This window comes from Micrococcus sp. 2A (genome assembly GCF_039519235.1).
Taxonomy (GTDB): Bacteria; Actinomycetota; Actinomycetes; order Actinomycetales; family Micrococcaceae; genus Micrococcus.
Genome location: NZ_CP154351.1, coordinates 992,815 through 1,019,223, shown reverse-complemented (window position 1 = coordinate 1,019,223; position 26,409 = coordinate 992,815). Strand labels below are relative to the sequence as shown.

Annotated in this window: 22 protein-coding genes, 3 tRNA genes and 1 pseudogene; 4 read left to right on the top strand and 22 right to left on the bottom strand. The window is 75.2% G+C overall.

The window, feature by feature from the left end; translation table 11 throughout:
* Positions 1-7: 7 nt before the first annotated feature.
* On the bottom strand, positions 8-919 hold the full coding sequence (gene galU / locus AAG742_RS04735) for a UTP--glucose-1-phosphate uridylyltransferase GalU (protein WP_248115098.1): 912 nt from the start codon (positions 917-919) through the stop codon (positions 8-10).
* Entirely contained in the window at positions 916-1,449 is a 534-nt protein-coding gene (coaD, locus tag AAG742_RS04730; RefSeq protein WP_343282365.1) for a pantetheine-phosphate adenylyltransferase, read from the bottom strand. Before coaD ends, galU begins: the two co-directional genes overlap by 4 nt.
* Before the next feature lie 95 nt (positions 1,450-1,544).
* Here coaD and AAG742_RS04725 point away from each other — a divergent pair, with 95 nt between their 5' ends.
* Positions 1,545-2,792 carry an aminotransferase class I/II-fold pyridoxal phosphate-dependent enzyme gene (locus AAG742_RS04725; RefSeq protein ID WP_343282364.1) on the top strand — a complete coding sequence of 416 codons (1,248 nt, stop codon included), beginning with the start codon at positions 1,545-1,547 and terminating at the stop codon, positions 2,790-2,792.
* A 64-nt stretch (positions 2,793-2,856) separates the two neighbouring features.
* On the opposite strand, the gene rsmD is transcribed toward AAG742_RS04725, so the two are convergent.
* Genes rsmD through AAG742_RS04705 form a run of 4 tightly spaced genes read right to left on the bottom strand, consistent with a single transcriptional unit; the run spans position 2,857 to position 7,867 of the window.
* On the bottom strand, positions 2,857-3,444 hold the full coding sequence (gene rsmD, locus AAG742_RS04720; protein WP_343282363.1) for a 16S rRNA (guanine(966)-N(2))-methyltransferase RsmD: 588 nt from the start codon (positions 3,442-3,444) through the stop codon (positions 2,857-2,859).
* Between the two features lie 4 nt (positions 3,445-3,448).
* A complete protein-coding gene (locus AAG742_RS04715) occupies positions 3,449-5,689 on the bottom strand; it encodes an ATP-dependent DNA helicase RecG (RefSeq protein WP_343282362.1) in 2,241 nt (746 codons plus the stop codon).
* Positions 5,679-6,683 (bottom strand): DAK2 domain-containing protein, encoded by a 1,005-nt coding sequence (locus tag AAG742_RS04710; RefSeq protein WP_343282361.1) that lies wholly within the window; start codon positions 6,681-6,683, stop codon positions 5,679-5,681. The genes AAG742_RS04715 and AAG742_RS04710 overlap by 11 nt, the downstream gene beginning before the upstream one ends.
* A complete protein-coding gene (locus AAG742_RS04705; protein WP_298713139.1) occupies positions 6,680-7,867 on the bottom strand; it encodes an LCP family protein in 1,188 nt (395 codons plus the stop codon). The genes AAG742_RS04710 and AAG742_RS04705 overlap by 4 nt, the downstream gene beginning before the upstream one ends.
* Positions 7,868-7,983: 116 nt before the next feature.
* Between AAG742_RS04705 and AAG742_RS04700 the strand changes: the two genes are divergently transcribed.
* Complete coding sequence (locus AAG742_RS04700; protein ID WP_298713136.1) at positions 7,984-8,469, top strand: DUF3515 family protein; 486 nt, start codon at positions 7,984-7,986, stop codon at positions 8,467-8,469.
* A 28-nt stretch (positions 8,470-8,497) separates the two neighbouring features.
* On the opposite strand, the gene AAG742_RS04695 is transcribed toward AAG742_RS04700, so the two are convergent.
* The 6 genes from AAG742_RS04695 to leuC form a co-directional block, all read right to left on the bottom strand.
* Positions 8,498-9,673 (bottom strand): D-alanine--D-alanine ligase family protein, encoded by a 1,176-nt coding sequence (locus AAG742_RS04695; protein ID WP_343282360.1) that lies wholly within the window; start codon positions 9,671-9,673, stop codon positions 8,498-8,500.
* Positions 9,670-10,740: an NAD(P)H-dependent glycerol-3-phosphate dehydrogenase gene (locus tag AAG742_RS04690; protein WP_343282359.1), complete on the bottom strand. Its 1,071-nt coding sequence runs from the start codon at positions 10,738-10,740 to the stop codon at positions 9,670-9,672. Before AAG742_RS04690 ends, AAG742_RS04695 begins: the two co-directional genes overlap by 4 nt.
* Positions 10,737-11,486, bottom strand: a complete 750-nt coding sequence (locus AAG742_RS04685; protein ID WP_298984634.1) for a lysophospholipid acyltransferase family protein — start codon at positions 11,484-11,486, stop codon at positions 10,737-10,739. The genes AAG742_RS04690 and AAG742_RS04685 overlap by 4 nt, the downstream gene beginning before the upstream one ends.
* A 5-nt stretch (positions 11,487-11,491) precedes the next feature.
* A complete protein-coding gene (gene murA / locus AAG742_RS04680) occupies positions 11,492-12,820 on the bottom strand; it encodes a UDP-N-acetylglucosamine 1-carboxyvinyltransferase (RefSeq protein WP_343282358.1) in 1,329 nt (442 codons plus the stop codon).
* 222 nt (positions 12,821-13,042) lie between these two features.
* Entirely contained in the window at positions 13,043-13,651 is a 609-nt protein-coding gene (leuD, locus tag AAG742_RS04675) for a 3-isopropylmalate dehydratase small subunit (protein WP_298713124.1), read from the bottom strand.
* A 3-nt stretch (positions 13,652-13,654) separates the two neighbouring features.
* Positions 13,655-15,106, bottom strand: coding sequence for a 3-isopropylmalate dehydratase large subunit (gene leuC, locus AAG742_RS04670; protein WP_298713122.1), 1,452 nt, complete (start codon positions 15,104-15,106; stop codon positions 13,655-13,657).
* Positions 15,107-15,258: 152 nt separating this feature from the next.
* Here leuC and AAG742_RS04665 point away from each other — a divergent pair, with 152 nt between their 5' ends.
* Together AAG742_RS04665 and AAG742_RS04660 are read left to right on the top strand one after the other, a co-directional pair.
* Positions 15,259-16,035: an IclR family transcriptional regulator gene (locus AAG742_RS04665; protein ID WP_248115117.1), complete on the top strand. Its 777-nt coding sequence runs from the start codon at positions 15,259-15,261 to the stop codon at positions 16,033-16,035.
* A gap of 237 nt (positions 16,036-16,272) precedes the next feature.
* Positions 16,273-17,679, top strand: a complete 1,407-nt coding sequence (locus AAG742_RS04660; RefSeq protein WP_298984905.1) for a UDP-glucose/GDP-mannose dehydrogenase family protein — start codon at positions 16,273-16,275, stop codon at positions 17,677-17,679.
* 43 nt (positions 17,680-17,722) lie between these two features.
* Here the strand turns inward: AAG742_RS04660 and AAG742_RS04655 are convergent, their stop codons facing one another.
* The 10 genes and pseudogenes from AAG742_RS04655 to AAG742_RS04610 all read right to left on the bottom strand — a co-directional run bounded on the left by AAG742_RS04655 (position 17,723) and on the right by AAG742_RS04610 (position 26,391).
* Positions 17,723-18,880, bottom strand: a complete 1,158-nt coding sequence (locus AAG742_RS04655; protein ID WP_298713118.1) for an AIR synthase related protein — start codon at positions 18,878-18,880, stop codon at positions 17,723-17,725.
* Positions 18,877-20,640, bottom strand: a complete 1,764-nt coding sequence (locus AAG742_RS04650) for a GTPase (RefSeq protein WP_343282357.1) — start codon at positions 20,638-20,640, stop codon at positions 18,877-18,879. The genes AAG742_RS04655 and AAG742_RS04650 overlap by 4 nt, the downstream gene beginning before the upstream one ends.
* Positions 20,637-22,547 carry a dynamin family protein gene (locus AAG742_RS04645; RefSeq protein WP_343282356.1) on the bottom strand — a complete coding sequence of 637 codons (1,911 nt, stop codon included), beginning with the start codon at positions 22,545-22,547 and terminating at the stop codon, positions 20,637-20,639. Before AAG742_RS04645 ends, AAG742_RS04650 begins: the two co-directional genes overlap by 4 nt.
* A 111-nt stretch (positions 22,548-22,658) precedes the next feature.
* A tRNA-Glu gene (locus AAG742_RS04640) sits at positions 22,659-22,731 on the bottom strand.
* 119 nt (positions 22,732-22,850) lie between these two features.
* Positions 22,851-22,923 (bottom strand) — tRNA-Glu (locus tag AAG742_RS04635).
* A gap of 43 nt (positions 22,924-22,966) precedes the next feature.
* Positions 22,967-23,038, bottom strand: a tRNA-Gln gene (locus AAG742_RS04630).
* 114 nt (positions 23,039-23,152) lie between these two features.
* Positions 23,153-23,623, bottom strand: a pseudogene (locus tag AAG742_RS04625) (HAD family hydrolase); the annotation flags it as partial.
* A gap of 18 nt (positions 23,624-23,641) precedes the next feature.
* Positions 23,642-23,971 carry a hypothetical protein gene (locus AAG742_RS04620; RefSeq protein WP_343282355.1) on the bottom strand — a complete coding sequence of 110 codons (330 nt, stop codon included), beginning with the start codon at positions 23,969-23,971 and terminating at the stop codon, positions 23,642-23,644.
* Positions 23,968-25,563: a glutamate--tRNA ligase gene (gltX, locus tag AAG742_RS04615; protein ID WP_248115122.1), complete on the bottom strand. Its 1,596-nt coding sequence runs from the start codon at positions 25,561-25,563 to the stop codon at positions 23,968-23,970. Before gltX ends, AAG742_RS04620 begins: the two co-directional genes overlap by 4 nt.
* Before the next feature lie 33 nt (positions 25,564-25,596).
* Positions 25,597-26,391, bottom strand: a complete 795-nt coding sequence (locus AAG742_RS04610) for a fumarylacetoacetate hydrolase family protein (RefSeq protein WP_343282354.1) — start codon at positions 26,389-26,391, stop codon at positions 25,597-25,599.
* Positions 26,392-26,409: the final 18 nt, after the last annotated feature.

Genomic DNA, 26,409 nt, shown 5'->3' with positions numbered 1-26,409 from the left:
GCGCGCCTCAGAGTCCGGCGGCGAACCCCTTGAGCCAGGCCCGCAGGTCGTCGCCGAGCTCGGGGTGGTCCACGCCGAGCTCCACCACGGCCTGGAGGTAGCCCAGCTTGTCCCCCGTGTCGTAGCGGCGGCCCTCGAAGACGACGGCGTGCACGCCGTACCCCTCGCCCTCGCCCTCCGCGAGGGTCTGCAGCGCGTCCGTCAGCTGGATCTCGCCGCCGCGGCCCGGAGCGGTCTCCTCGAGCACGTCGAACACCGCCGGGGAGAGCACGTAGCGGCCGATGACCGCGAGGCGAGAGGGGGCGTCCTCGCGGGCGGGCTTCTCCACGAGCCCGGTCACGCGCACCACCTCGTCGGTGCCCTCCACGGCCTCGACGGCGGCCACGCCGTACGAGGAGACGGCCTCCTCCGGGACCTCCATGAGCGCGACGACGGACCCGCCGAGGCGCTCCTGGGCGTCGATCATGCGGACCAGCAGGTCGTCGTCGGCGCCGATCAGGTCGTCGCCCAGGAGCACCGCGAACGGCTGGTCCCCGACGTGGCGGCGCGCACAGCCGACGGCGTGGCCGAGGCCGAGCGCGGCGCCCTGGCGCACGTAGTGGATGTCCCCCACAAGGTCCGACTCGCGGATCAGGTCGATGCGCTTCTGGTCCCCCTTGCGCTCGAGCGTGGCCTCGAGGGCCGGGTGGCGGTCGAAGTGGTCCTCGAGGGCGCGCTTGTTGCGGCCCGTGATCATCAGGACGTCGCACAGACCCGCGCGGCGGGCCTCCGCCACCACGTACTCGATGGCAGGGCGGTCGACCACCGGCAGCATCTCCTTGGGCATGGCCTTCGTGGCCGGGAGGAAGCGCGTGCCCAGGCCGGCGGCCGGGATGACGGCCTTGCGCGTGCGCGGGCGGGTGGGGGTCTGCTCGGTCATGGACGGGTGCTCCTGGACGGGTCGGGGGCGGCGGACGGGGACGGGGCGGCCGACGGGGACGGTGCGGCGTTCAGGCGCCGCAGCACGGCGGAGGGGACGAAGTCGCGGACGTCTCCGCCCAGGCCGTGGACCTCCTTGATGAGGGAGGAGGAGAGGTGGGCGAACCGCGGATCGGCCTGCAGGTAGACCGTCTCCACGCCCGTGAGGTGGCGGTTCATCGTGGCCATGGGCGCCTCGAAGGCGAGGTCGGCGCCGTCCCGCAGGCCCTTCACGATGGTGTCCGCGCCCACGGAGCGGCAGAACTCGGCGAGCAGGCCGGTCCCCATGGGCCGGGCGCTCACGCCGGACAGGGAGGAGACCGTGGCCTCGACCATCTCGATGCGCTCGTCCACGGTGAACCGGTACGTCTTCTTGGGGTTCACGGAGACGGCCACGATCACCTCGTCGAAGAGGTTGGCGGCCCGCATGATGACCTCGACGTGACCCTTGTGCAGCGGGTCGAAGGATCCGGGGCAGACGGCACGACGCATGCGCCCAACCTACCCCGGGGGCCCGGCGGGGGCGAGGACCGCTCTCCGCCCCCGCCCGCGAGCCGGCCGGCCGGCCGGAAAGTACAGTGGCCGCCATGGACACCCCGGCCCCCCACCCGACTCCCGCCGCCGTCCCCGGACCATGGCGCCGCGCCGCCGAGGCCACCGGGCTGCTGCGCGGGGGCGTCCCCGCGCCCACCGTCTTCGAGACGGTGACGGCCCTCGCGGCCGAGCACGGTGCCGTGAACCTGGGGCAGGGCTTCCCCGACGCCGACGGCCCCGCGGACCTGCTGCGCCTGGCCGCGGACGCCGTCCTCGCGGGCCCGAACCAGTACGCGCCCGGCGGCGGGGACGCGGCGCTGCGCCGCGCCGTCGTCGAGCACCGGCGGGCGCACTGGGGCGTGACGGAGGACCCGGACGCCGAGCTGCTGGTCACCGCCGGGGTGACGGAGGCGATCGCCGCCACCGTGCTGGCCCTCGTCGGCCCCGGCGACGAGGTGGTGACGGTGGAGCCGTTCTACGACTCCCACGCCGCGACCGTCGCCCTGGCCGGCGCCCGCCACGTGACCGTGCCCGTGGAGCCGCCCGCGTTCCTGCCCGACCCTGCCCGGATCGCGGCGGCGCTGACCGACCGCACCCGGCTGCTCATCCTCAACACCCCGCACAATCCGACCGGCGCGGTGTACCCGCGCGCCCTGCTCGAGGAGATCGTGCGGCTGTGCCGGGAGCGCGGCGTGCTGATCCTCTCCGACGAGGTGTACGAGCACCTCGTGTTCGAGGGCGAGCACGTCTCCCTGCGCTCGATCCCCGGGGCCCGGGAGATCGCCCTGACGGCGTCCGGGGCCGGGAAGGCGTTCGCCGTGACCGGGTGGAAGGTGGGCTGGCTGGCCGGGCCCGCCGAGCTCGTGGCCGCCGTGCGCGCCGTGAAGCAGTACCTCACCTTCTCCACGGGCCCGGCCTACCAGGCGGCCATGGCCGCCTACCTGCCGCGGGGTGAGGCGCACCTCGTGGGGCAGCGGGAGCGGTACCGCGCCACGCGGGACACCCTCGTGGCGGGGCTGCGCGCCGTGGGCCTGGAGCCCGTGGTGCCGGACGCCGGCTACTTCGTGGTGGTGGACCTGGCCCCCTGGGGCGTGACGGACGCCTCGGCGGCCGTGCAGGACTGGGTGCGCGAGGCCGGCGTCGCGGGCATCCCGGTGTGCGCGCTGTGCCGGCCGACGGACGATCCGGCCGACGCCCACCTCGCCTCCTGGCTGCGGCTGGCGTTCTGCAAGTCCGAGGACGTGGTGGCCGAGGGCATGCGGCGCCTCGCCGAGGCCGCGCCGCGCCTGCGCCGGGGCTGACGCTCCCCTCTCCCGCGCGGCCTCGTGCCGTCGGGCCCCCGCCCGCCGAGCGGGGGCACGGGGCTCAGCGCTCGTCCTGCCACAGGTAGAGGGCGGTCTCGCCGTACGCGCGCACGTCGACCTCCTCGAGCGTGGCCGGGCGCCGCGGGGCCAGGTCGCGCGCGGAGCGCTCCAGCACGAGCAGCCCGCCGGGGCTGAGCCGCGCGGCGGCGGCGGCGAGGACGGCGTGGAACGCCTCCCCCGCCTCGGGATAGGGCGGGTCGGCGAGGATGAGGTCCACGGGCTCGCCTCCGTCCTCGAGGCCCTGCGCCCCGCCGACGGCGAGCACCTGTTCGACGGAGGAGGCACGCACGCTCACCACTGTCCTCCCGAGCGCCTCGTTGACCATCGCCGCATTGGCGCGGCACACCTCGGCGGCGCGGCGGTGCCGTTCCACGAGCACGACGCTCGCCGCGCCCCGGCTCGCCGCCTCGCACCCCAGCGAGCCGGAGCCGGCGTAGAGGTCGAGCACGCGGGTGCCGTCCGTCCAGTCCCGCGCGGAGAGCCAGGAGAAGAGGGCCTCCTTGGTGCGGTCCGTCGTGGGGCGGGTGCCCGTGCCGGGCACGGAGCGCAGGGGGCGGCCGGCGGCGGCGCCGGCGATGATGCGGGACACGGGGTCAGCCCTTCTCGAGGTAGTCGGCGGCGGTGAGGTGCTCGCCCTCCCAGCGGGTCACCTCGGCGGCCAGCGCCGGGTGCGCGGAGAGCCCCTCGCCGGCCGCCATGATGCGCGCCACGGCGTCCGCGGCCAGGCCGATGAGCGGGGCGTCCGCGATGACGTCCACGTGGCGCAGCCCGGAGGCCAGGCCGGACTGCTGCGCCCCGAGGACGTCGCCGACGCCGCGGTGGGCCAGGTCCTCCTGCGCGATCCGCAGACCGTCCTGGGTCTGCTCGAGCACCTCGAGGCGGCGCAGGGAGGCGTGCCCGTCCGGCAGGCGCGTGGCCAGGAGGCACACGGACGCGCCGGGGCCGCGGCCCACGCGGCCCCGCAGCTGGTGGAGGGTGGAGAGGCCGAAGTCGTCCGCGTCCAGCACGGCCATGACGGTGGCGTTGGGCACGTCCACGCCCACCTCCACGACGGTGGTGGCCACGAGCACGTCCGTCTCCCCGCGCGCGAACGCCTGCATCGCGGCGTCCTGCTCGGCCTGGTCCATTCGGCCGTGCACCACCCCGATCCGCGCCCCGCCCGGGCGGGCGGCCGCGAGCGCGGGCAGCGCCTCGAGCCGCGGGGCCATCTCCGTCACGTTCGCGTGGCCCGGGTCCGCGTCGTCCGGGTCGATCCGCGGGCACACCACGAAGGCCTGGTGCCCCGCGGCGACGTGCTCCGCGATCAGCTCCCACACGCGCCCGATCACGCGCGGGCCGTGCGCCATCCGCGCGACGTGCGTGGTGACCGGCTGGCGGCCGGAGGGCAGGCCCTCGAGGACGGTGAGGTCGAGGTCGCCGAAGACGGTCATGGCCACCGAGCGCGGGATGGGCGTGGCGGACATGACGAGCAGGTGCGTGCCCGGGTTGGCGCGGCGCAGGGCCTCGCGCTGGTCCACGCCGAAGCGGTGCTGCTCGTCCACCACGGCGAGCGCGAGCTCCGCGAACCCCACCGTGTCCGAGAGCAGGGCGTGCGTCCCGACGGCGATCCCCGCCTCCCCCGAGGCGAGCGCGAGCAGCGCCTCGCGCCGGGCGGCGACCCGCTGGGACCCGGTCACGAGGACGACGCCCGTGTGGGGACCCTCCCGGCCGTCGTCGAGGCCGAGGGTGCCGACGCCGCCGAGCCCGCGGGCGCCGTCGTCGGCCAGCGGGCCCATGAGGCGCAGCAGGGCGCGGTGGTGCTGGGCGGCGAGGACCTCCGTGGGGGCCACGAGTGCGGCCTGGCCGCCGGCGTCCACCACCTGGAGCATCGCGCGCAGGGCCACGAGGGTCTTGCCCGCGCCCACGTCGCCCTGGAGCAGGCGGCTCATCGGCCTCTCGCGGGCGAGCTCGGCGGAGAGCTCCTCCCCCACGCGCCGCTGGCCCGCGGTCAGCGTGAAGGGCAGGCGCGCGTCGAGGGCCTCCCGCAGCCCGCCGGCGCGGGGCGGGCGCGGGACCGCGGGGACGGCCCGCTCTCGGCTGCGGCGCCACGCCAGCGCGGCCTGCACCACGAGGGCCTCGCGCAGGGCGAGGGCCGTGCGGGCGGGGCCGGTGTCGGCCACGTCGTCCGGCGCGTGGAGGTCCCGGTAGGCCTGGGCGGTGCCGGGCAGGGGTGCGTCCAGGTCGAGGTCGGCGGCGGTCATCGCGCGGATCTCGGGCGTCAGGAGCTCCGGGATCCGGTCCAGGTCCACGGTCTCGAGGACCCGTTGGAGCGCCGAGCGGACCGTCCAGCTCGGCAGCTTGCCCGTGGAGCGGTAGATCGGCACGGGGCGCACGTCCACCTCGCCGGGCGCGACGTCGTCGTCCAGGAGCGCGAAGTCCGGGTTGTTGAGCGTGATCCGCCCGCGGTACTCGGTGGTCTTCCCCTGGAACATGGCGGTGACGCCGGGGGCCAGGCGGCGGCGCGCGTCGTGGCCGTTGAAGAAGGCCATGGACAGGCTCGCCCCGGGCACGCCGGCCACGGAGGGGTCCGCCACGGTCACGTCCACGATGAACCCGCCGCGGCTGCGCATCTGGCGGGTGCTCACGGACTCGACGACGGCCACCACGGTGACCTCGGAGTCCCACGGGAGCGCCGCGATCGGCGTCAGCTCCCCGCGCTCGACCCAGCGGCGCGGCGTGTGGTCCAGCAGCTCTCCGACGGTGCGGAGCCCGAGCTCCTTCTCGAGGCGCCCGGGCAGCGTGCCGGAGAGCACCTCGGTGAGGGGCAGGTCCGTGACGGCGACGTCAGCGGCCATGGCGCCCGTCGGCCTCGTGACGGTGCGCGTGGGCCGGCGCGCTCAGGTCTGTGACGGACAGGCCCGCGGGCTCGCCCGCCGCGCGCAGCACGTCCACGGCGTCCTCGGCGCGGGGCACGTGCACGTGGACGCGCCACGGCACCCGCCCCTGCTCGTCCAGCTCCCTGGACACGGGGGCGAGGATCAGCGAGTCCCCCACCGCGTCCAGGCGGCGGCGCAGCTCCGCGGCGTCCAGGGGGGTCAGCGCGAGGGTGCCCATGACCTCGGCGCCGGCCGCGTGCCCCGCGGGTGCGGCCACGGCCTCGCGGGACTCGTCCGCGTACCCGTGCAGAGCGGCGGCGAGCCCGGCGTCCACCTCGGTGCCGGTCACGGCCGAGCGCAGGGCCTCGAGCACCCACAGCAGGCCCACGGCGCCGGCGTCCACCACGTGGGCGTCCGCGAGCATGGGCAGGAGCGCCTCCGTCCCCTCCACCGCTCGCAGGCTGCCCGCCACCATCGCGGTGACGGCGTCCGCCAGCCGGGAGTCCTCCCCGGTGCCCGACGGCGCCTCGGCCGCCGAGCGCTCCAGGCTCTCGGCCGCCGCGGTGAGCACGGTGAGGATGGTGCCCTCCTGGGGCTCGGAGAGCGCGGCGCGCGCCGCCTCGTCCGCCGCGCCGAAGGCCGCGGCCAGGTCCGCCACGCGCACCTCCCGGCGGCCGCGCAGCGGCCCGGACGCGCCGGCCAGGGCGACGGCGAGGAGCGTCCCCGAGTTGCCGTGCGCCGCGTCCAGGGCGGCCCGGCCCACCCGCGCCATGACCGCCCCGACGTCAGCGGTCTCCGCCGACTCCGCGGCCGCGCGGGCGGCTCGCAGGGTCGCGAGCATGTTCGACCCCGTGTCAGCGTCCGGCACCGGGAAGACGTTCAGGGCGTTGAGGCGGGGCGCGGCACGGCCGACCAGGTCCTCGGCGAGGACCAGCCAGCGCTCCACGGACGTCGGCCCGCTCGGGGTGCTCACTGCCCGACGACCTCGCCGAGGCCGCCCGTGCGGATGCCCTTGCCGATCGCGCGGATGCCGGCCCAGTCGGGCCACACGACGGACTGGTTGTCCCCCGCCGTGCCGACGCCCAGCGTGGGCACGGTGCTCGTGACGATCGGGGCGTCCCGCGCGTCGCGCAGGGACCACGCGAGGGAGGCGAGGGCGCCCGAGTCCAGGGAGTCGTCCAGGGTCAGGTAGGGGGCGAAGCGCTCCACGGACTGCTGCACGCGGCCCGGGTCCGAGAGGGTGTCCATGGAGAGGAACTCGGCCATGATCGCCTTGACGAGGCGCTGCTGGTTCTCCACGCGGTCGTAGTCGCCGCGCGGCAGGGTGTAGCGCTCACGGGCGTAGACCAGGGCCTTCGCCCCGTCCATCTGCACCGTCCCCGCCGGGAAGTCCACGCCGCCGGTGGAGGTGAACGCGGTGGGGTTCTGCACGGTCACGCCGCCGAGGGCGTCCACGAGGCCCTGGAAGCCGGCCAGGTCCACCGCCACCACATGGTCCACGCGCGCCTGGAACATGTTCTCCACGGTGCTCACGGTCAACGGGATCCCGCCGAGCGAGTAGGCGGCGTTGACCTTGCGGTCGCCCTGGCCGGGGATCGGCACCCAGAGGTCGCGCATGACGGACATGACGTCCACGCGGCTGCGGTCGCCGGGCACGTGGACCCACATCATCGTGTCGGAGCGGCCGGTCTCGCCGCGGCCCTCCGCGCCGGCGTCCTCGCCCACGAGGAGGAAGTCGACGGCGGCGCCGTCCGCCTTCTCGTCCGCAGAGGGGGCCTCGGGGCCCTGGGCGGCGGCCTCGGCCATCGTCGGGTCCACGCCGGGCGGCGGGGCGGTGGGGGTCCACACGCCGGGAGCGGCGTTGCCGGCGGCCGCGCCCTTGCCGTCGTTCCCGCCGCTCCCGTCGCCGTCCGATCCCGCGCCGTCCTTCCCGGGCTCAGCCGGACGCAGCGACTCCGCGGGGAACGCGCCGCCGTCGAAGCGCTGGGTGTCCTCGTCCACCGAGCGGGCCAGACCGGAGAGGTACACGGCGGCGGTGATGCCGAGGGCCAGCAGGGCGGCCAGGAGGACGGCCAGGACGATGAGCAGCACGGGCCGGCGGCGGCGCGGCGCGCGGTGCGGGGTCTCGTCCGGTGCGGAGGCGGGGGCGCTGTTCACGGCGTGTACTCCTGCTGGGCGGGGGCGCCGGACGCGGCGCGCGGGTCGGCGGGTCGATCCCGTCCATGCTAGGCCACCGGGGCGACGCGACAGGGCCCGCCCCCTATCCTGGGAGGATGCCGTCCCGCGTCCCCGCTCCGGTCCGCCTGTCCGCCCTGCTGGCCGCCGTCGCCCTGGCCACCACCGCGTGCTCCGGCCGCACGGCCACCGTGGAGGCCGCCCCCGACGCCGCGGACCCCGCGTGCGCCCCCGCCATGGTCGCCATGCCGGACGAGCTGGCCGACCTCCCGTTGCGCCCCACGGACAGCCAGGCCACCGCCGTGTGGGGTGACCCGGCGGCCGTCGTGCTGCGCTGCGGCGTGCCCTCCCCCGGCCCCACCACGGACCCGTGCCTGCGCGTGGACGAGGTGGACTGGGTGGTGCGGGACGAGGACGCGAACTGGCGCCTCACCACGTACGGCCGCACGCCCGCCGTCGAGGTGCTCTTCGCGAAGGACCGGGCGAGCTCGGACTCGGTGATGACCGGCCTGTCCTCCGCCGTGGCCCGCATCCCCGCCGAGCGCGCGTGCGTGAACCTGGAGGACGCGACGCCCGTGGGCTGAGGCCGCCCGCCGCGCGGCGCGGCCCGGCTCAGTGCAGGCCGGTGCCGCGCTCGAGCGCGAGGTCCAGCAGCTCCGAGATGAGCTCGGCGTAGGGCAGGCCCGTGCGCTCCCACATCGCGGGGTACATGCTGATCGGGGTGAAGCCGGGCATCGTGTTGATCTCGTTGACGACCCAGCGCCCGTCCGGGGTGTGGAAGAAGTCGCAGCGGCCCAGGCCGGAGCCGTCCACGGCCTCGAAGGCGGTGACGGCGAGCTCGCGCAGGCGCGCGATCTGCTCCTCGGGCAGCTCGGCCGGGCAGGAGAGCTGCGCGGCCTCGCGGTCCTGGTACTTCGCCTCGAAGTCGTAGAACTGGTGGCCGGCCTCGGAGCCCTTCACCACGATCTCCCCGGGCAGGGAGGCGCGCGGGGCCTCCGTGCCGTGGCCGTCCAGGACGGCGCACTCGATCTCCCGGCCCAGGATGCCGGCCTCCACCACGACCTTGGGGTCGTAGCGGCGCGCCTCCTCGATCGCGGCGCGCAGGTCCTCGCCCTCGGCCACGCGGGTGATGCCGAACGAGGAGCCGCCGCGGGCGGGCTTGACGAAGAGCGGGTGCGCGAGGCGGCCGGCGCGCTCGAGCGCGGCCTCGGGGTCCCGCGCCCACTGGCGGTCCGTGATGGTCTCCCACGGCCCCACCTCGAGGCCGGCGGCCTGGAAGGCCACCTTCATGAAGTGCTTGTCCATGCCGACGGCGGAGGCGAGCACGCCGCAGCCCACGTAGGGCAGGCCCAGGGACTCGAACATGCCCTGCAGCGTCCCGTCCTCGCCGAACGGGCCGTGCAGCAGGGGGAACACCACGTCCACCGGCCCGAGGGAGGCGCCGTCCTCGGCCACGAGCTCGACGGCGCCGTCCGCGCGCGTGCGCACGCTCACCGGGCCCTGCGGCTCGGGGACCTCCGGGAGCTCGCCCGCGTCGAGGCGGAACCCCGCGACGTCCACCTCGCCGTGGGACCACAGGCCCGAGCGCGCGACGCCCACGGGCACCACGTCCCAGCGCGCGGGGTCCGCCGCGTGCAGCACACCGGCGGCGGTGACGCAGCTGATGGGGTGCTCGCTCGAGCGGCCGCCGAACAGCAGGAGCACGCGCGGGCGGCGGCCGGCGGGCCCGCCCGCGGCGGAGGCATCGTGGACGGTGGCGGCCGGGACGGCCTCGGGGGTGGCGGTCATGCGGTGCGTCCTTCCGACTTCAGGTCCCGGCCGAGCAGGAGGCCGGCCAGGTGGTGCACGTCCACGGAGCCGGCGACGACCCGGTCCATGGCCTCGCTGATGGGCATCTCCACGCCGTGCGCGCGGGCCACGTGGACGATCGCGGACACGGACTTCAGGCCCTCCGCGGTCTGCTTCATGGCGGCCACGGCCTCGTCCACGCCCATGCCGGTGCCGAGTAGACGGCCGGCGCTGCGGTTGCGCGAGAGCGGAGAGGCACACGTGGCCACGAGGTCGCCCAGGCCCGCGAGTCCGGCGAGGGTGCCGGCGTCGCCGCCCAGGCGCACGGCCAGGCGGGTGGTCTCGGCCAGGCCGCGCGTGATGATCGAGGCCTTCGAGTTGTCCCCCAGGCCCTGGCCGTCGCAGATGCCCACGGCGAGGGCGATCACGTTCTTCACGATCCCGCCGATCTCCACGCCCACGACGTCCGTGTTGGTGTAGGGGCGGAAGGTGCGGCCCGCGGTGAGCGCGGCCACGCGCTCGGCGGTCGCCGCCGACGTCGAGGCGACCACGGTGGCGGTGGGCTCCCCGCGCGCGATCTCGAGGGCCAGGTTGGGCCCGGAGACCACGGCGAAGCGGTCGGCGGCCAGACCCAGGACGTCGGCGCACACCTGGGAGGGGCGCGCATCCGTGCCGCGTTCGAGGCCCTTCACGAGCGAGACGACGACGGCGTCCGGCGCGATCGCGTCCGCCACGGACTCGAGGGTGGCGCGCACGCTCTGTGCGGGCACCGCGACCACCACGACGCCGGCGCCGGAGACGGCCTCGCGGGCGTCGCTGACGGCGCGCACGCACGCGGGCAGCTCGATCCCCGGCAGGTACTCCGGGTTGGCGTGGTCGCGGTTGACGGCCTCGGCCACCTCGGCGCGGCGCGACCAGACCACCACCTCGCGGGCGCGGGCCCCCTCGGGGCTCGTGCTGGTGCCCAGCACGCGGGCGAAGGCGGTGCCCCAGCTGCCGGCGCCCAGCACGGCGACGACGGCGGGGTCCCCGGCGGGGCGCGGGCCCTGTGGACTCGCGTGCGTCACGCTCGGGCCTCCCGGCGTCCGGTCTTCGGGTTCCACCGGCCCTCCGGGGCGGGCTCGCCGCGCAGCTGCGCCACGAGGTCCGTGACGGCGTCCATCATCCGATCGGTGCCGGTGCGCAGGACGGTGGCCGTGAGGGGGACGTCCCGGAGGTCGTCCAGGTCCACGGGCTCGCCCACGACCATGCGCGCGGTCTTGCGCGGGAAGGGCTTCAGGGCGTGGGTTGGGTACGGCAGCAGCTCCTGGATGCCCCACTGGCCCACGGGGACGAGCGGCGCGCCGGTCTGCAGGGCCAGGCGGACGGCGCCGGCGCGGGCCGCCATGGGCCAGCCGTCGGGGTCGCGGGTCACCGTGCCCTCGGGGTACACCACGATCACGCGGCCGGCGGCGAGGGCGGCCCGGGCCGCCTCGAGCGAGCGGCCGCCGTCGCGGGAGCGGTCCACGGGGATCATGCGGGTGGACTGGAGCATCTGCTTCAGGCCCGGGACCTTCCACAGCTCGGCCTTCGCCATGATGGTGGGCAGCAGGCCCTGGTTGTAGACCATGTGGGCCACGGAGAGCGGGTCGATCTCCGAGATGTGGTTCACCGCGAGGATCGCTCCGGTGCGCGGGATCCGGTCCGTGTGCTCCCAGCGCTGGCGCACGAGGGAGCGCATGAGCGGCCGGACGAGCGCGGCCGGGACCACGTAGCCCCGTCGCTCCGCCCGGGTGGGGGCGGCCGTCCCAGGGGTCGCGTTCGCGGGGCCCACGGACGTCATCGATCGGTCTCGGCCAGCTCGACGTCGGCGCCGAGCCCCTGGAGCTTGTCCATGAAGTGCTCGTAGCCGCGGTTGATGATCTCCAGGCCCGTGGCGGTGGAGGTGCCCTCGGCCGCGAGCGCGGCGATGAGGTGGGAGAAGCCGCCGCGCAGGTCAGGGATGTCGAAGTCCACGCCGTGCAGGGGCGTGGGGCCGGAGATCACGGCGGAGTGCAGGAAGTTGCGCTGGCCGAAGCGGCACGGCACGGAGCCCAGGCACTCGCGGTGCAGCTGGATGGAGGCGCCCATGCGCACGAGCGCGTCGGTGAAGCCGAAGCGGTTCTCGTACACGGTCTCGTGGACGATCGAGACGCCCGTGGCCTGGGTCAGAGCCACCACGAGCGGCTGCTGCCAGTCGGTCATGAAGCCGGGGTGCACGTCCGTCTCCAGCACGAGCGGGTTGAGGTCGCCGCCGGCGTGCCAGAAGCGGATGCCGTCGTCGGTGACGTCGAACTCGCCGCCGATCTTGCGGTACGTGTTGAGGAACGCCGTGAGGTCGCTCTGCGCGGCGCCGCGCACGAAGATGTCGCCGCGCGTCGCCAGGGCGGCGGAGGCCCACGAGGCGGACTCGTTGCGGTCCGGCAGGGCGACGTGGTTGTACCCGCGCATCTCGGCGACGCCCTCGATGCGGATGGTGCGGTCCGTCTGCACCGTGATGATCGCGCCCATCTTCTGGAGGACGTCGATGAGGTTGTGGATCTCCGGCTCCACCGCGGCGCCCTTGAGCTCGGTGATGCCCTCCGCCTTCACGGCGGTGAGCAGCACCTGCTCCGTCGCGCCCACGGAGGGGTAGGGCAGCTCGAGCTTCGCTCCGTGCAGCCCCTTGGGGGCGGAGATGGAGATGCCGCCCGGGCGCTTGTCCACCACCGCACCGAAGTTGCGCAGCACCTCGAGGTGGTAGTCGATCGGGCGGTCGCCGATCTTGCAGCCGCCCAGGTCGGGGATGAAGGCCTCGCCGATCGCGTGCATCAGCGGACCGCAGAAGAGGATCGGGATGCGCGAGTCGCCCGCGTGGGCGTCGATCTCCGCGGTGAGGGCGGACTTCACGCCGGCCGGATCCATGGTGATGGAGCCCGACTCCTTGTCCCAGTCCACGGTGACGCCGTGGATCTCGAGGAGGGAGCTGACCACGTCCACGTCCTTGATCTCCGGGACGCTGCGCAGCGTGGAGGGCGTGGTGCCCAGCAGAGCGGCCACCATGGCCTTCGGGACGAGGTTCTTGGCGCCGCGCACCGTGACCTCGCCCGTGAGCGGCTTTCCGCCGTGGATCGTCAGCAGCTTCGCCATTCTCGTGTCCTTCCTCAACGTGACGCTCGGGCCACGGTCTCGGCGACGCCCCGGGGGAAGCGGAGGCGTGCGGGTTCGGGCACCGGCCGCGCTGCACGCGCTCGGCCCCGGAATCGCACCCAGCATAGGTGCTGGGGGGGCCGCGGCCGCAACGCCCCGCCGCGCGGCGGACAGCTGGGCGCCTGTGCCGTCGGCCACGCCGACGCCGCCCCGGCGCGCGCGTCAGTCGGCGGCGGTGCGCGCGGGCAGCGTGGTGGGCTTCCAGGCGGGGCGGGCCGCCTCGTAGGCGTCGATCGCCTCCCGGTGGCCGAGGGTGGCGCCGATGTCGTCGATCCCCGCGAGCAGGCGACGCCGGGCGTCGTCGTCGATCTGGAAGGTGGTGCTGAATCCGCCGCACTCCACCGTGCGGCGCTCGAGGTCCACGGTCACGGCCGCTCCCGGCTCGTTCTCGAGCTCCTTCCAGATCCGCTCGATGTCCGCCTGCTCCACCTGGGCGGCCACGAGGCCCTGCTTGGCGGAGTTGCCGCGGAAGATGTCCGCGAAGCGCGGGGAGAGCACGGCCTTGAAGCCGTAGTCCTTGAGCGCCCACACGGCGTGCTCACGGGAGGAGCCCGTGCCGAAGTCCGCGCCGGTCACGAGCACCGAGCCGGCGCTGTAGGGCTCCGTGTTGAGGATGAACTCCGGGTCCTGGCGCCAGCCGGCGAACAGGGCGTCCTCGAAGCCCGTGCGCGAGATCCGCTTGAGGTACACGGCGGGGATGATCTGGTCCGTGTCCACATTGGAGGCGCGCAGCGGGACGCCGATGCCGGTGTGGGTGGTGAACTTCTCCATGGCTCAGGCCTCCTGGACGGTGAGGGCGGGCAGGTCGGACGGGCTCGCGAGGCGCCCGAGGACGGCGGTGGCGGCGGCCACCACGGGCGAGACCAGGTGGGTGCGCCCGCCCTTGCCCTGGCGGCCCTCGAAGTTGCGGTTCGAGGTGGAGGCGCAGCGCTCCCCCGGCGCGAGCTGGTCCGGGTTCATGCCCAGGCACATCGAGCAGCCGGCGAAGCGCCACTCGGCGCCGAAGTCCTGGATCACGCGGTCCAGACCCTCCTCCATGGCCTGCAGGCGCACCCGCGCGGAGCCGGGGACCACCATGACGCGCAGCCCCTCGGGCTTGGTGCGGCCCTTCACGATCTCCGCGAAGGTGCGCAGGTCCTCGATGCGGGAGTTGGTGCACGAGCCCATGAATACCGTGTCCACCGCCACGTCCTTCATGGGGGTGCCGGGCGCGAGGTCCATGTAGCGCAGCGCCTTGCGGGCCGCCTCCTGGGCGGCGGGGTCCGCGAAGTCCTCCGGCGCGGGGACGGCGTCGTTGAGGCTGATCCCCTGGCCGGGGTTGGTGCCCCACGTGACGAACGGCTCGAGCGTGTCCGCGTCCAGGACCACCTCGGCGTCGAACCGTGCGCCCTCGTCCGTGGCCAGCGTGCGCCAGTGCGCGACGGCGGCGTCCCAGTCCTCGCCGACCGGCGCGTGCGGACGCCCCTTCAGGTACTCGAACGTGGTGTCGTCCGGGGCCACCATGCCGGCGCGGGCGCCGGCCTCGATGGACATGTTGCAGATGGTCATGCGGCCCTCCATGGAGAGAGCACGGATGGCCTCGCCGCGGTACTCCAGCACGTAGCCCTGGCCGCCGCCCGTGCCGATCTTCGCGATGACGGCGAGGACGATGTCCTTGGCCGTGACGCCCGGGCGCAGGGTGCCGTCCACCGTGATCGCCATCGTCTTGAAGGGCTTGAGCGGCAGGGTCTGCGTGGCGAGGACGTGCTCCACCTCGGAGGTGCCGATGCCGAACGCGAGGGCGCCGAACGCGCCGTGCGTGGAGGTGTGGGAGTCGCCGCACACCACGGTCAGGCCGGGCTGGCTGAGGCCGAGCTGCGGGCCCACCACGTGCACGATCCCCTGCTCCACGTCCCCGAGGGAGTGGAGGCGGATGCCGAACTCGGCGGCGTTGGAGCGCAGCGTCTCGATCTGGAGGCGGGAGACGGGGTCGGCGATGGGCCGGTCGATCTCGCGGGTGGGGGTGTTGTGGTCCTCGGTCGCGATCGTCAGGTCCGGGCGATGCACGGGCCGACCGGCCAGGCGCAGCCCCTCGAACGCCTGGGGGCTCGTCACCTCGTGCAGCAGGTGGAGGTCGATGTACAGCAGGTCTGGCGCACGGGAGGCCCCCTCGCCCTCGCCGCGGACCACCACGTGCTCGTCCCAGACCTTCTCGGCCAGCGTGCGCGGATGCGTCGTGGGACCCATGGGTCGTCCTCCTCGTCGTGCCGCGGTCGCCTCGTCCTCCGCGGGCCCCCGCGGTGCGGCCCGGCGTCGTCGTCCCACTGTGCCGCCCCGCCCCCGGGGATCTCGACCCGCGAACCGCAACGTCTCACATTGCAAGACGCTATGATCGCGACATGACCCTCCCCGACTCTCCTGACCCCCGGGGCAACGACGCCCTGGGACCCGCGCTGCACCGCCACCCGAGCGGCGTGGGCGTGGTGGACAAGTCCGTGGCCATCCTGGACGCGCTCGAGTCCGGCCCGGCCACCCTCGCCCAGCTCGTGGCCGCCACGGGCATCGCCCGTCCCACACTGCACCGCCTCGCGGCGGCGCTCGCTCACCACCGCCTCGTGGGCAAGGACCTGCAGGGCCGCTACGTGCTCGGCTCCCGCCTGGCCGAGCTGGCCTCCGCCGCGGGCGAGGACCGGCTGACCACGGCCTCCGGTCCCGTCCTGCTCTGGCTGCGGGACGCCACGGGCGAGTCCGCGCAGGTGTTCCGCCGCCAGGCCGACTCGCGCGTGTGCGTGGCCTCGGCCGAGCGACCGTGGGGCCTGCGGGACACCATCCCGGTGGGCGCCCGCATGTCCATGAAGGCCGGATCCGCGGCACAGGTGCTGCTCGCCTGGGAGGACCACGAGCGTCTCGTCGAGGGCCTCGCCGGGGCCGTCTTCACCCCCACCGTGCTCGCGGCCGTGCGCCGCCGCGGCTGGGCGCAGTCGCTCGCCGAGCGGGAGCCCGGCGTCGCCTCCGTGTCCGCGCCGGTGCGCGGGCCGAGTGGCCGCGTGATCGCCGCCGTCTCCATCTCCGGCCCCCTCGAGCGCCTCTCCCGGCAGCCGGGGCGCGTGCACGCCGAGGCCGTCGTCGCCGCCGCCACACGCCTCACCGAGCTGATCCGCTCCGGCGAGGCCTGAGTCCGCGCCGCCGCGGCCGGTTCGTCCCGCGACCACCGCGGGAACACCCCGCGTCCGCGCCGCGTTCGGCGCGTGTTCACGCGTCCGGCTTAGCCTTGGGGCGTCCGTCGCCCGCCCGCCCCCGCCCGCCCCACCCGCAAGGAGTCCGAAGTGACGCAGCCGAGCACCTCCCCCGCGAGCCCCGTCGAGACCGGACGGGAGGACGGGGTCGGCCGGCCGGCGAGCCCGCGTCTGTCCGTGATCGGCACCGGCTATCTCGGCGCCACGCACGCGGCGTGCATGGCCGAGCTCGGCTTCGAGGTCCTGGGCGTGGACGTGGACCCGGCCAAGATCGAGCGGCTGGCCCGCGGCGAGGTGCCGTTCCACGAGCCCGGCCTGCCGGAGCTGCTGCGCACGCACGTGGAGTCCGGCCGCCTGCGGTTCACCACGGACGTCGAGGAGGCCGCGCGCTGGGCGGACGTGCACTTCATCGGCGTCGGCACCCCGCAGCAGGCGGGCTCGTCCGCCGCCGACCTCACCTATGTGGACGCCGCGGTGACCTCGCTCGCCCAGGCGATCGACCGGGACGCCCTGATCGTGGGCAAGTCCACCGTGCCCGTGGGCACCGCGCGGCGCCTGACCGGCCTCGTCGCCGAGGTGCGCGCCGCGGCCGGCCTGCCGGGCGACGTCGAGCTCGCCTGGAACCCCGAGTTCCTGCGCGAGGGCTTCGCCGTGCAGGACACGCTCACCCCGGACCGCCTCGTGATCGGCACCTCCGGTCCGCGCGCCGAGCCGATCCTGCGCCGCGTCTACGCGCGGCAGCTGGCCGCGGAGACGCCGTGGGTCTCCACGGACCTGGAGACCGCGGAGCTCGTCAAGGTCGCCGCGAACGCGTTCCTGGCCACGAAGATCTCCTTCATCAACGCGTTCTCCGAGATCACGGAGACCGTGGGCGGGGACATCCGCACGCTGGCGGATGCGATCGGCCACGACGCCCGCATCGGCCGCCGATTCCTGAACGCCGGCGTGGGCTTCGGCGGCGGCTGCCTGCCCAAGGACATCCGCGCGCTGCAGGCCCGCGTCTCCGAGCTCGGCCTGGACCGCACCATGCGCTTCCTCGCCGAGGTGGACGACATCAACCTGCGCCGCCGGGAGCGCGTGGTGGACCTGGCGGTGGAGATGCTCTCCACGGCCCACGGCCACGAGGCGGCGGCGGCCGGCCCGTACGGCGGCACGACGACGGGCTCGGGCGAGGAGGTCCTGAACGGCGCCCGGATCGCGGTGCTCGGCGTGACCTTCAAGCCGGACTCCGACGACGTGCGCGACTCCCCCGCACTCGACGTCGCCGCGCGCCTCTACTCGGCCGGCGCGGACGTGCGGGTGTACGACCCCGAGGGCAGCGCCAACGCGGCCGCCCGCTTCCCGCGCCTGGACTACGTCGGCTCGCTGGACGAGGCCGTGGAGGGCGCCGAGCTGACGCTCCTGCTGACCGAGTGGCAGGAGTTCCGGGAGATGGACCCGGAGGCCGTGGGCGGCAAGGTCGCCGACCGGCTGCTGATCGACGGCCGCAACGTGCTGGACACCGCCGCGTGGGAGGCCGCCGGCTGGGCCGTCACGGGGCTGGGCCACCGGTTCGACCCCGCGTCGGTCACCGCGCGGCGCTGAGGCCGCCGGCCATCGGCCCCGGCGCGCGACAGCCCGAGGCGCGTCAGCCGCCGAAGTGGTCCCAGCCTCGCTCGGGCAGGGGCCGATGGCCGGCCGGTGGTTCGGCGCCGGCCGGGAGCATCCGCCCGATCCGGGTGAAGCCCGCCGGCAGCGCGGTCTCCGGCCAGGCCAGGCCCACCACCCCGTAGTCCTCGCCGCCTGCGAGAACCAGGGCCTCCGGCGCGACGCCGGCCAGCGCGGCCACGGGCCCCAGCGGACGGGCGACCTCGGCCACCCAGGTGTCGGCCACCCACGGGGTCAGGGTCCGTGCCCGGCCGTCCTCGACCCGACCGCCCGAGGCCCCCGTGCCGCAGGCCCGCGCCATGCGGTGCGCGTCCCGGCCGATCCCGTCGGAGACGTCCATGAGCGTGAGCACCCCGGCGGCCAGCGCGGCCGGTCCCGCGGCGAGGGGCGGCCGCGGGCGCAGCTGCCCCCGGACGGCGCGCGCGATCTCGCGGGCGCCCGGCCGCTGCTCCGCGGGCAGGGCGTCCCAGCGGCGCTCGAGCTCGGCCCGCTCGGTCAGCAGGAGGCGCAGCCCGGCGGCAGCCCAGCCCGGTCCGCCGCCGACGAGTCCCCCGAGCACCTGGCAGTGGACCAGGTCCGCGCCCTCGGCGAGCAGGCGGTCCCGGTCCTCCGCGCGCCGCGGTCGGCGCTCCAGCACCCCCGCACCCGGATCCCCGAGCACCGTCACGGCGGCCTGGATCCGCTCCCCCGTGCCGAGGTCGCCGCCCGCGGCGCGGCACCCGCCGGCGCCGAGCCGGGCGATGGCGCCCGCGATCCCCCGCGCGAACCCGCGGACCCACGCGACGTCCGTGCCCTCCGGGAGCGTCAGCGCCGTGACGAGCGCGGAGGAGCTCGCCCCCATCGCGTTGATGTCGGAGAGGTTCTGCGCGGCGGCCTTCCAGCCGGCGTCGTAGCCCCGCGTGCGCACCCCGGCAGGCCACATCAGCAGGAAGTCCGTGCCCTCGCCCATGGCGTCCGTGGAGACCACCACGGCGCCGCGCGGGGCGGGGACGACGGCGGCGTCGTCCCCGGGCGGAACGGAGTCGGCCGGCCACAGCGCGGGGGCACTGGCAGGGGCAAGGGCCCCCTGGATGATCTCCAGGAGGCCCTCTTCGGACAGCTCGCCGACCGTGAGGCCGGCACCACCGGGACCCGTCACCGGCGCGCCCGTCCCCGGCCGCGGGCGGACGTGCCCGCCGCCGTCCCGATCGCGGACTGGAAGCGGTGGTAGCGCTCGATCTCGGCGGTCACGGGGTCCACCACGAGGCGGCGGCCCACCGCCGTCGTCGACTCCTCGAGGCGACGGCGGGCGCGGCGGCCGCGCGCCGCCGCGGTCCAGCGCGTGAGCGGGACCGCCAGGAGCGCCAGCAGCAGGCCGAGCGCGAGGCCGCCGACCAGCAGCAGCGTCGGGATCGGGAAGCCCTCCACGCTCGGCGCCGGCGGGAGCGCGAACTGCAGGTACACGGCGAGGGCCAGCAGGCCGAGCCAGCCTGCGCCGACCACCGCGGTCAGCAGCGCGAGCCACTGCAGCACGTTCAGGACGGGCCACCACCAGCTGCCCTGGGCGGCACCCAGGTCGGTGGCGGAGATCGCCTGGTCCACGGCGTCCGGGACGGCGTCGAGCTCTGCGCGGCCGGCACGGCGGATGGACGCGGCCCACGGCTCCGGCGCGCCCACGGACGCCTCCGTGACCACGGTGCGCACAGCGCCCTCGACGACGGCCCGCTGGGTCCCCGTGCGCGTGGGCAGCGAGGTGCGGTGCACCGCGGGGTCGCGTTCGATCTCGTCCCGGTCGCGGCGGGCGGAGGCCCGCTCGGGCATGAGGTGGAGGCGGCGCAGCGGATCGGCCCGGAAGGAGTGCATCCAGCGCAGCACCGGCCAGCTGGTCTGCTTGGCCGAGCGGAGGCGGTAGGAGCCCTCCACCGCGCGCACCACGGCCGGCACGCCGCCGGCCACCGCGAGGTCCTTGCCGAGGCGGTGCTCGAGCCCGTCCGTGACGCCGGCGGGATCGCCCGTGCCGGAGGCCGCGGAGAGGTCATCGGCCCGGGCGGCCACGTCGGCGCCCAGGCGCTCGACGGCGGCGCCCCGGGCCGCGACGATCGACGCGAGCTGGCGGCCGACCTCATCGAGCCCCTCGCCCGTGCGGGCGGAGACCGGCAGGACGCGCACGTCCGCGAGGCCGTGGCCCGTGAGCATGTGGCGCAGCGAGGCGAGCACGGTGTCCCGGTCCGCCACGGTGAGGCGGTCCACCTGGTTCAGCAGCACGAGCGTGACGGCGGCGTGCGAGCCCATCGTGGCGAGGAAGTCGCGGTGGATCACGGCGTCCGCGTACTTCTCCGGGTCCACGACCCACACGAGCACGTCCACGTGGCCCGCCAGCTTGGACGTGATCTCCCGGTTGTTCAGCTCCACCGAGTCGATGTCCGGCAGGTCGAGCAGGATGAGGCCCGTGGCGTCCGCGCCGTCCTTGTGGCCGATGCCGAGGAACCCGCTCCGGCCGCCGTCGAGCACGGGGGCCTCGTCCAGCAGGTGGCGGCGCGTGACGCCGAGCCAGTCGAGCAGGGCCGCGGCGCCGCCGCCCTCCCCCGTGCCGTCCGCGTCCGGGCCGCCGCCGAGGCCCTGGCCGTGGCGCACGCCCCACACCGCCGCGAGCGGCTCGGACGTGGTCGGGCGGGTGGCGGCCACGCGGGCGAGGTCACGCCCGGTCAGCGCGTTGAACAGGGACGACTTGCCGGAGCCGGTGGCCCCGAAGAAGCCGACCACGGTGTGCTCGGCGGACAGGGAGCGGCGCTCGCCCGCGGCGCGCACGGCGGCCTCGGCGGTGTCCACGGGCCCGTCCGGCAGGCGGTTCCGCCCCAGGTCGGCGGCCTCGCCGAGTGCGCTCAGGCGCTCGTCCAGGGTGGCGACGGCGCGGCTCATCGGGCGTCCTCCTCCGACTCGGCGACGAGGCGGCCCTCGACGACGTCGGCGGGAGGGGTCCTCCGCTCGGCCGGTGCGGCCGCGGTGAGGTCGACGCCGGGAAGGGCGGGCGCATCGCCCTCCTCACCGGGGTGGCCGTCGGGGCCGGCCTCCACGCCGCGACGCAGGGTCGGGACGAGGGCGCGCAGCGCCGCGGTGTCCGAGGGGTCGCGGTCCAGGGCGAGCAGCGGCAGGAAGCGGCCCGCGAGGACCTCCTCGAGCAGCGTCCGCACCCGGACCTCGAGGAGGTCGTTGGCGCGCTTGGCCATGCGGCGCACGGCGTCCTCGCCGAAGATCGACTCGAGCAGCTTCTGGCCCACCACGGCGGCGCCGCCGGCGATCCCGACCTCGATGCCGGCCAGCCCCGCGGTGGAGGCGAACGAGAGGACCATGAGGGACACGGCGGCCGCGTTGACGCCGAAGGCGGCCAGGCGAGCCCTGGTGCGGCGGCCGGCGCCCTCCTCCTCGATGAGCGACAGCACGTCCTGCTGCCACGTGCGGACCACGGCGGCGGCGCGCTCGGACACGTCCGCGGGCAGCGCGCCGAGGTCACGGCCGGCCACGAGGGCACGGCCCGCGGGCTCGGCCGCCCAGCGGCGCTCCACCTGCTCCGCGGCCGTGGCGACGGCCTCCACCATGACGGCGTGCAGCCCGGTCTCGAGCGCCGACTCGACCTCCTCGACCGGGGCCGGGCGGCCGCGCACGAGGGCGGTCACGCGGTCGCGGATGCGGCCGATCGCGCTCTCGACTCCGCGGAAGAACTCGCCGGTGCCCACGAAGTCCTGCCAGCGGGCCAGCACCTCCCCGCGCAGGAGCGTCCCGTCCGAGGTGGCGTGCTGGACGGTCTCCACGGCCTGCTCGGTGGCGTCCGTGACGGAGCGGGCCAGGCCGGCTGCGGCCACCTGTTGGTCCTCCTCGGCGCGGGCGAGGTCCTCCACCCGGTCCGCGAGCTGCGCGAGGACGCCGTCCACGGTGCGGCGGGCCACGGCGGAGCGGGTCTGGGCGTCGTGCGCGAGCTCCTCGAGCCACGCGCGGAGGCTGGCCACATGCTCCTGCGGGAGCAGGCCCGTCTCGTCGAAGCGCGTCTCCGGGATCACGTGGATGCGGGCGTCGGGCAGGCCGTGCTCGGTGAGCATGCGCTGGAGGTCGGGGGTGATGGACTCGGCGTCGCCCTCAGGCACGCGGCCCAGCACGACGGCGACCGTGATGTCGCGGGCGGCCGCCTGGTCGAGGAGCTGCCACGGGACGGCGTCGGCGTAGCGGTGCGCCGTCGTCGTGAAGATCCACAGGTCCGCGGCCTCGAGGAGCTGGCGGGCCAGGGCGCGGTTCTGGTCGGCCACGGAGTCGATGTCCGGGGCGTCCACCAGCGCGATGCCGGCGGGCAGGGAGGGCTCCGCGACGAGCGCGACCGTGTCCATCGCGTTCGAGTCCGGCTCCACGGGGCCGCCGGCCTCCGTGCGGTGCACGGTCACGCGGGCCAGGTCCGGCAGCACGCGGGGGCCGGTGAACCACGCGGCGTCGGCCGGGTTGTGCAGGAGCAGGGGCTGGCGTGTGGTGGGGCGCAGGGCCGAGGAGCGGGAGACCTGGTGCCCCACGAGGGCGTTGACCAGGGTCGACTTGCCCGCGCCGGTCGAGCCGCCGACGACGGCCAGCAGGGGGGCGTCGAGGGAGTCGAGGCGGGGAAGGACGTAGTCGTCGATCTGGTGGAGGGTGCGCTCGCGCTCGGCCCGGTCCGCCTGCGCGGACGGCGTCTCGAAGCCGAGGTCCAGGTCGGCGACGTGGTCGCGGACGCGGCGGACGGCGGTGTCGATGCCCGGCGTGGCGGTGCCCTGCGGCGGAGTGGGGGCGTTCTCGTCAGTGGGATGCACGCGTCCCATTCTCACACGAGGGGCCCGTCCGGGCCCGGAACAGGACGGGTGGGCACTGCCCCGGAGACGGCGCAAGCCCGGTCCAGATGGACCGGGCTTGCGTCACTCACGTGACCCCAGCGGGATTTGAACCCGCGTTACCGCCGTGAGAGGGCGGCGTACTAGGCCGCTATACGATGGGGCCGAGCTGCCCCCGGCATCGCTGCCGGAAGCGGGTGGAGAGTTCTGTGCGCCTGCCTCACCGAGCAGGTGGACGGCTCGCATGACCGTCCGTGCACCGCGTCCGTGGACGTGATGCGTGCGTGACCCCAGCGGGATTTGAACCCGCGTTACCGCCGTGAGAGGGCGGCGTACTAGGCCGCTATACGATGGGGCCGTGCGCGCCGACTGCTGTCAGCGCTCACTGAGTCGAAGACTCGCTGGGGTACCAGGACTCGAACCTAGAATGACGGTACCAGAAACCGTTGTGTTGCCAATTACACCATACCCCACTGCATGTCAAGCATCGCTTGCCATCAGTGCTATTCACAAGCTGGATGTCCCCGGACCTCTCCGGCAACGAGTAGGAACTCTACCCCATGCCCGGCGCCCACGCAACATCGGCGTCAGAGCCAGGTGAGCAGGCCGCCGATGGCGTCCATCCGCCAGCACTCCCGCTCCGCGTCCCAGCGCGGCGCGACGGGGGCGGCATCGGCCGCCGGGTCCTGATCGGGCTCGGGCGCCGTGGCGTCGCGCGGGACCTCCGCGTCGTCGGGCGCGAGCCAGACGGGGACCAGCCCGGCGCCGCGAGCCCCGGCGACGTCGCTGGACAGGCTGTCCCCCACCATGAGCGTGCGGGCCGGCTCGGTCCCCATCCGCGCGCACCCGGCGAGGAACGGCGCGGGGTCCGGCTTGGGGGCACCGGCCGTGTCCGAGCCGATGAGCACGCGCACCCAGTCCAGGCCGAGCGCGTCCGCCTTGCCCCGCTGGTACTCCTCCACGTTGTTCGTGACGATCCCCACCGCGCGGCCGGACGCGCGCACCGCGGCCAGCACGTCCGCCGTCGCAGGGAAGAGCGCCCAGTGCGCGCGGATCTCGTCCTCGTAGTCCGTGAGTCACAGCGCCTCGAGCGGCTCGGCCGCCTCCGCGGGCGCGCCCAGGCGCTCGAGCGCCGAACGAGCCCGGGCCAGCCGCTGCCCCGCGAAGGTCAGCTCGCCGGCGAGGTAGCGGTCGTAGTGGCCGTCGGCGTCCGTGGCGAACGCCTCGACGGCTGCCGCGAGCACCCCCGGGGCCACGCCGCCCACCCCGGCCCACTGGTGGCGCATGGTGGCGTGGAACGCGGCGTGCTGGGCCGTGCGCAGGTCCAGCAGCGTGTCGTCGAGGTCGAAGAGGACCCCGTCCCACGCGGGGGCCGACGGGCCGCCGGCCCCCGAGGCGCGGCTCACGCGTCCGTGGGCAGCGCGGCGTCGAGGCCCTGCTCCGCGGCGAAGCGGTCCAGGCGGGCCAGCGCGGAGTCGCGGCCGAGGATCTCGAGGGACTCGAACAGCGGCGGGGACACCTTGCGGCCGGTCGCGGCCACGCGCACGGGCCCGAAGGCCTGGCGCGGCTTGAGCTCGAGTCGCTCCACGAGGGCCTCGCGCAGCGCGGCCTCGATCCGCTCGGTGGTGAACTCATCCGCCGGCAGGGCGGCCAGCGCTTCGCGGGCCGCGGCGACGGCGGCGCGCAGGTCCGCGGGCATGCCCTTGAGGGCCCCGGCCTCCGTGGCGATGTCCCCGTCCTCCGTGAAGAGGAAGCGCAGCATCTCGACGGCCTCGCCGAGCAGCTGGACGCGCTCCTGCACGAGCGGCGCGGCGGCGGCGAGGATGCGCTGCTCGCGCTCCGTGGGCTGGGCGTCCACGAGGCCGGCGGCGTGCAGGTACGGCACCAGGCGTGCCTGGAAGTCGGCCGGCTCCAGCATGCGCACGTGGGTGCCGTTGATGGCGATCGCCTTCTTCTCGTCGAAGCGGGCGGGGTTGGCCAGGACCTTGTGCACGTCGAAGTTCTCGATGAACTGCTCGGGCGTGAAGATGTCCTCGTCCGCGGAGAGCGACCAGCCCAGCAGGGCCAGGTAGTTCAGCAGGCCCTCCGGGATGAAGCCGTTGTCCCGGTGCAGGAACAGGTTGGACTGAGGGTCGCGCTTGGAGAGCTTCTTGTTGCCCTCGCCCATCACGTACGGCAGGTGGCCGAACACCGGCATGTACTGGGCGACGCCGATCGCGTACAGGGCGCGGTAGAGCGCGATCTGCCGGGGGGTGGAGGAGAGCAGGTCCTCGCCGCGCAGCACGTGGGTGACGCCCATGAGCGCGTCGTCCACCGGGTTCACGAGCGTGTAGAGCGCCGAGCCGTCCGCGCGGACCACCACGAAGTCCGGCACGGAGCCGGCCTTGAAGGTGATCTCCCCGCGCACCAGGTCGGTGAAGGTGATGTCCGTGTCCGGCATGCGCAGGCGCCACACCGGCGTGCGGCCCTCGGTCTCGAAGGCGGCGACCTGGTCCTCGGTCAGGTCGCGGTCGACGCCGTCGTAGCCGAGCTTGGGGTCGCGCCCGGCGGCCCGGTGGCGCGCCTCGATCTCGTCCGGGGTGGAGTAGGAGGGGTAGATGTGGCCGCCGGCCTTGAGCTTCTCGATGACCTCGGCGTAGATCTCACCGCGCTGGGACTGGCGGTAGGGCTCGTGCGGGCCGCCCACCTCGACGCCCTCGTCCCAGTCGATGCCGAGCCAGCGCAGGGCCTCGAGCAGCTGCTGGTAGGACTCCTCGGAGTCGCGCTTCGCGTCCGTGTCCTCGATGCGGAAGACGAGCGTGCCGCCGGTGTGGCGGGCCCAGCCCCAGTTGAAGAGCGCCGTGCGGACCATCCCGACGTGCGGAGTTCCCGTGGGCGAGGGGCAGAAGCGCACGCGCACGGGAGTGTCGGCGTCCACCTGGGGGACGTCGGCGAAGATCGCGGGCGCGTTCTCGGGGGCGGTGGTGTTCTCGGACACGGGGGCGGTGGGCTCAGTCATGATGTCCCGAGTCTACGCGGGGCTCCCCCAGGCTCAGCGGCGGACGGGGGTGGCGAGCACGCCGATGCCCTCCACCTCGGCCTCGACGCGCTGGCCCTCGGCCACCGTGCCGACGCCGGCCGGGGTGCCGGTGAGGATCACGTCGCCCGGCAGGAGGGTGAAGATCTCCGAGGCGGCGGCCACCAGCTCGCGCACGCCGAAGACCATGTCCGTCGTCGTGCCGTCCTGGCGGGTCTCGCCGTCGAGCCGGGAGGTGATCCGCAGGCCGCCGGCGACCTCCACGTCCAGCTCCGTCTCGATCCACGGGCCGAGCGGGCAGGCGCCGTCGAAGCCCTTGGCGCGGGCCCACTGCAGGTCGGTCCGCTGGGCGTCGCGGGCGGTGAGGTCGTTGCCCACGGTGTACCCGAACACGACGTCGTCCACGCGGTTCAGCGGGACGTCCTTGCAGATGGTGCCGATGACGACGGCGAGCTCGGCCTCGTAGGACACCTCGTCCGACCAGGCGGGCAGGGTGACGGGCTCGTTCGGCCCGACCACCGAGGTGTTGGGCTTGAGGAAGAACTGCGGCGCGGTGGGCACGGCGTTGCCGAGCTCCTTCGCGTGGTCCGCCCAGTTGCGGCCGACGCCCACGACCTTGGAGCGCGGGATGATCGGCGCCACGAGCCGCACGTCCTCCAGCCTGTGGGTGGTGGAGGTGGGGCGGATCCCGTGGAAGAACGGGTCGCCCTGCAGGGCGGTGATGCTCAGCTCGGAGAGGTCGGCGTCCGCCGGGCCCTCCACGATGCCGTAGGTCGGTTCGGCCTGGTCCACGAAACGAGCGATGCGCATGGGGGCCAGCCTAGTGGG

Excerpts from the sequence above, each read along its gene's own strand:
- galU (WP_248115098.1), bottom strand. The coding sequence starts at position 919 with ATGACCGAGCAGACCCCCACCCGCCCGCGCACGCGCAAGGCCGTCATC.
- coaD (WP_343282365.1), bottom strand. The coding sequence starts at position 1,449 with ATGCGTCGTGCCGTCTGCCCCGGATCCTTCGACCCGCTGCACAAGGGT.
- AAG742_RS04725 (WP_343282364.1), top strand. The coding sequence starts at position 1,545 with ATGGACACCCCGGCCCCCCACCCGACTCCCGCCGCCGTCCCCGGACCA.
- AAG742_RS04715 (WP_343282362.1), bottom strand. The coding sequence starts at position 5,689 with ATGGCCGCTGACGTCGCCGTCACGGACCTGCCCCTCACCGAGGTGCTC.
- AAG742_RS04700 (WP_298713136.1), top strand. The coding sequence starts at position 7,984 with ATGCCGTCCCGCGTCCCCGCTCCGGTCCGCCTGTCCGCCCTGCTGGCC.
- AAG742_RS04695 (WP_343282360.1), bottom strand. The coding sequence starts at position 9,673 with ATGACCGCCACCCCCGAGGCCGTCCCGGCCGCCACCGTCCACGATGCC.
- murA (WP_343282358.1), bottom strand. The coding sequence starts at position 12,820 with ATGGCGAAGCTGCTGACGATCCACGGCGGAAAGCCGCTCACGGGCGAG.
- leuD (WP_298713124.1), bottom strand. The coding sequence starts at position 13,651 with ATGGAGAAGTTCACCACCCACACCGGCATCGGCGTCCCGCTGCGCGCC.
- leuC (WP_298713122.1), bottom strand. The coding sequence starts at position 15,106 with ATGGGTCCCACGACGCATCCGCGCACGCTGGCCGAGAAGGTCTGGGAC.
- AAG742_RS04665 (WP_248115117.1), top strand. The coding sequence starts at position 15,259 with ATGACCCTCCCCGACTCTCCTGACCCCCGGGGCAACGACGCCCTGGGA.
- AAG742_RS04650 (WP_343282357.1), bottom strand. The coding sequence starts at position 20,640 with ATGAGCCGCGCCGTCGCCACCCTGGACGAGCGCCTGAGCGCACTCGGC.
- gltX (WP_248115122.1), bottom strand. The coding sequence starts at position 25,563 with ATGACTGAGCCCACCGCCCCCGTGTCCGAGAACACCACCGCCCCCGAG.
- AAG742_RS04610 (WP_343282354.1), bottom strand. The coding sequence starts at position 26,391 with ATGCGCATCGCTCGTTTCGTGGACCAGGCCGAACCGACCTACGGCATC.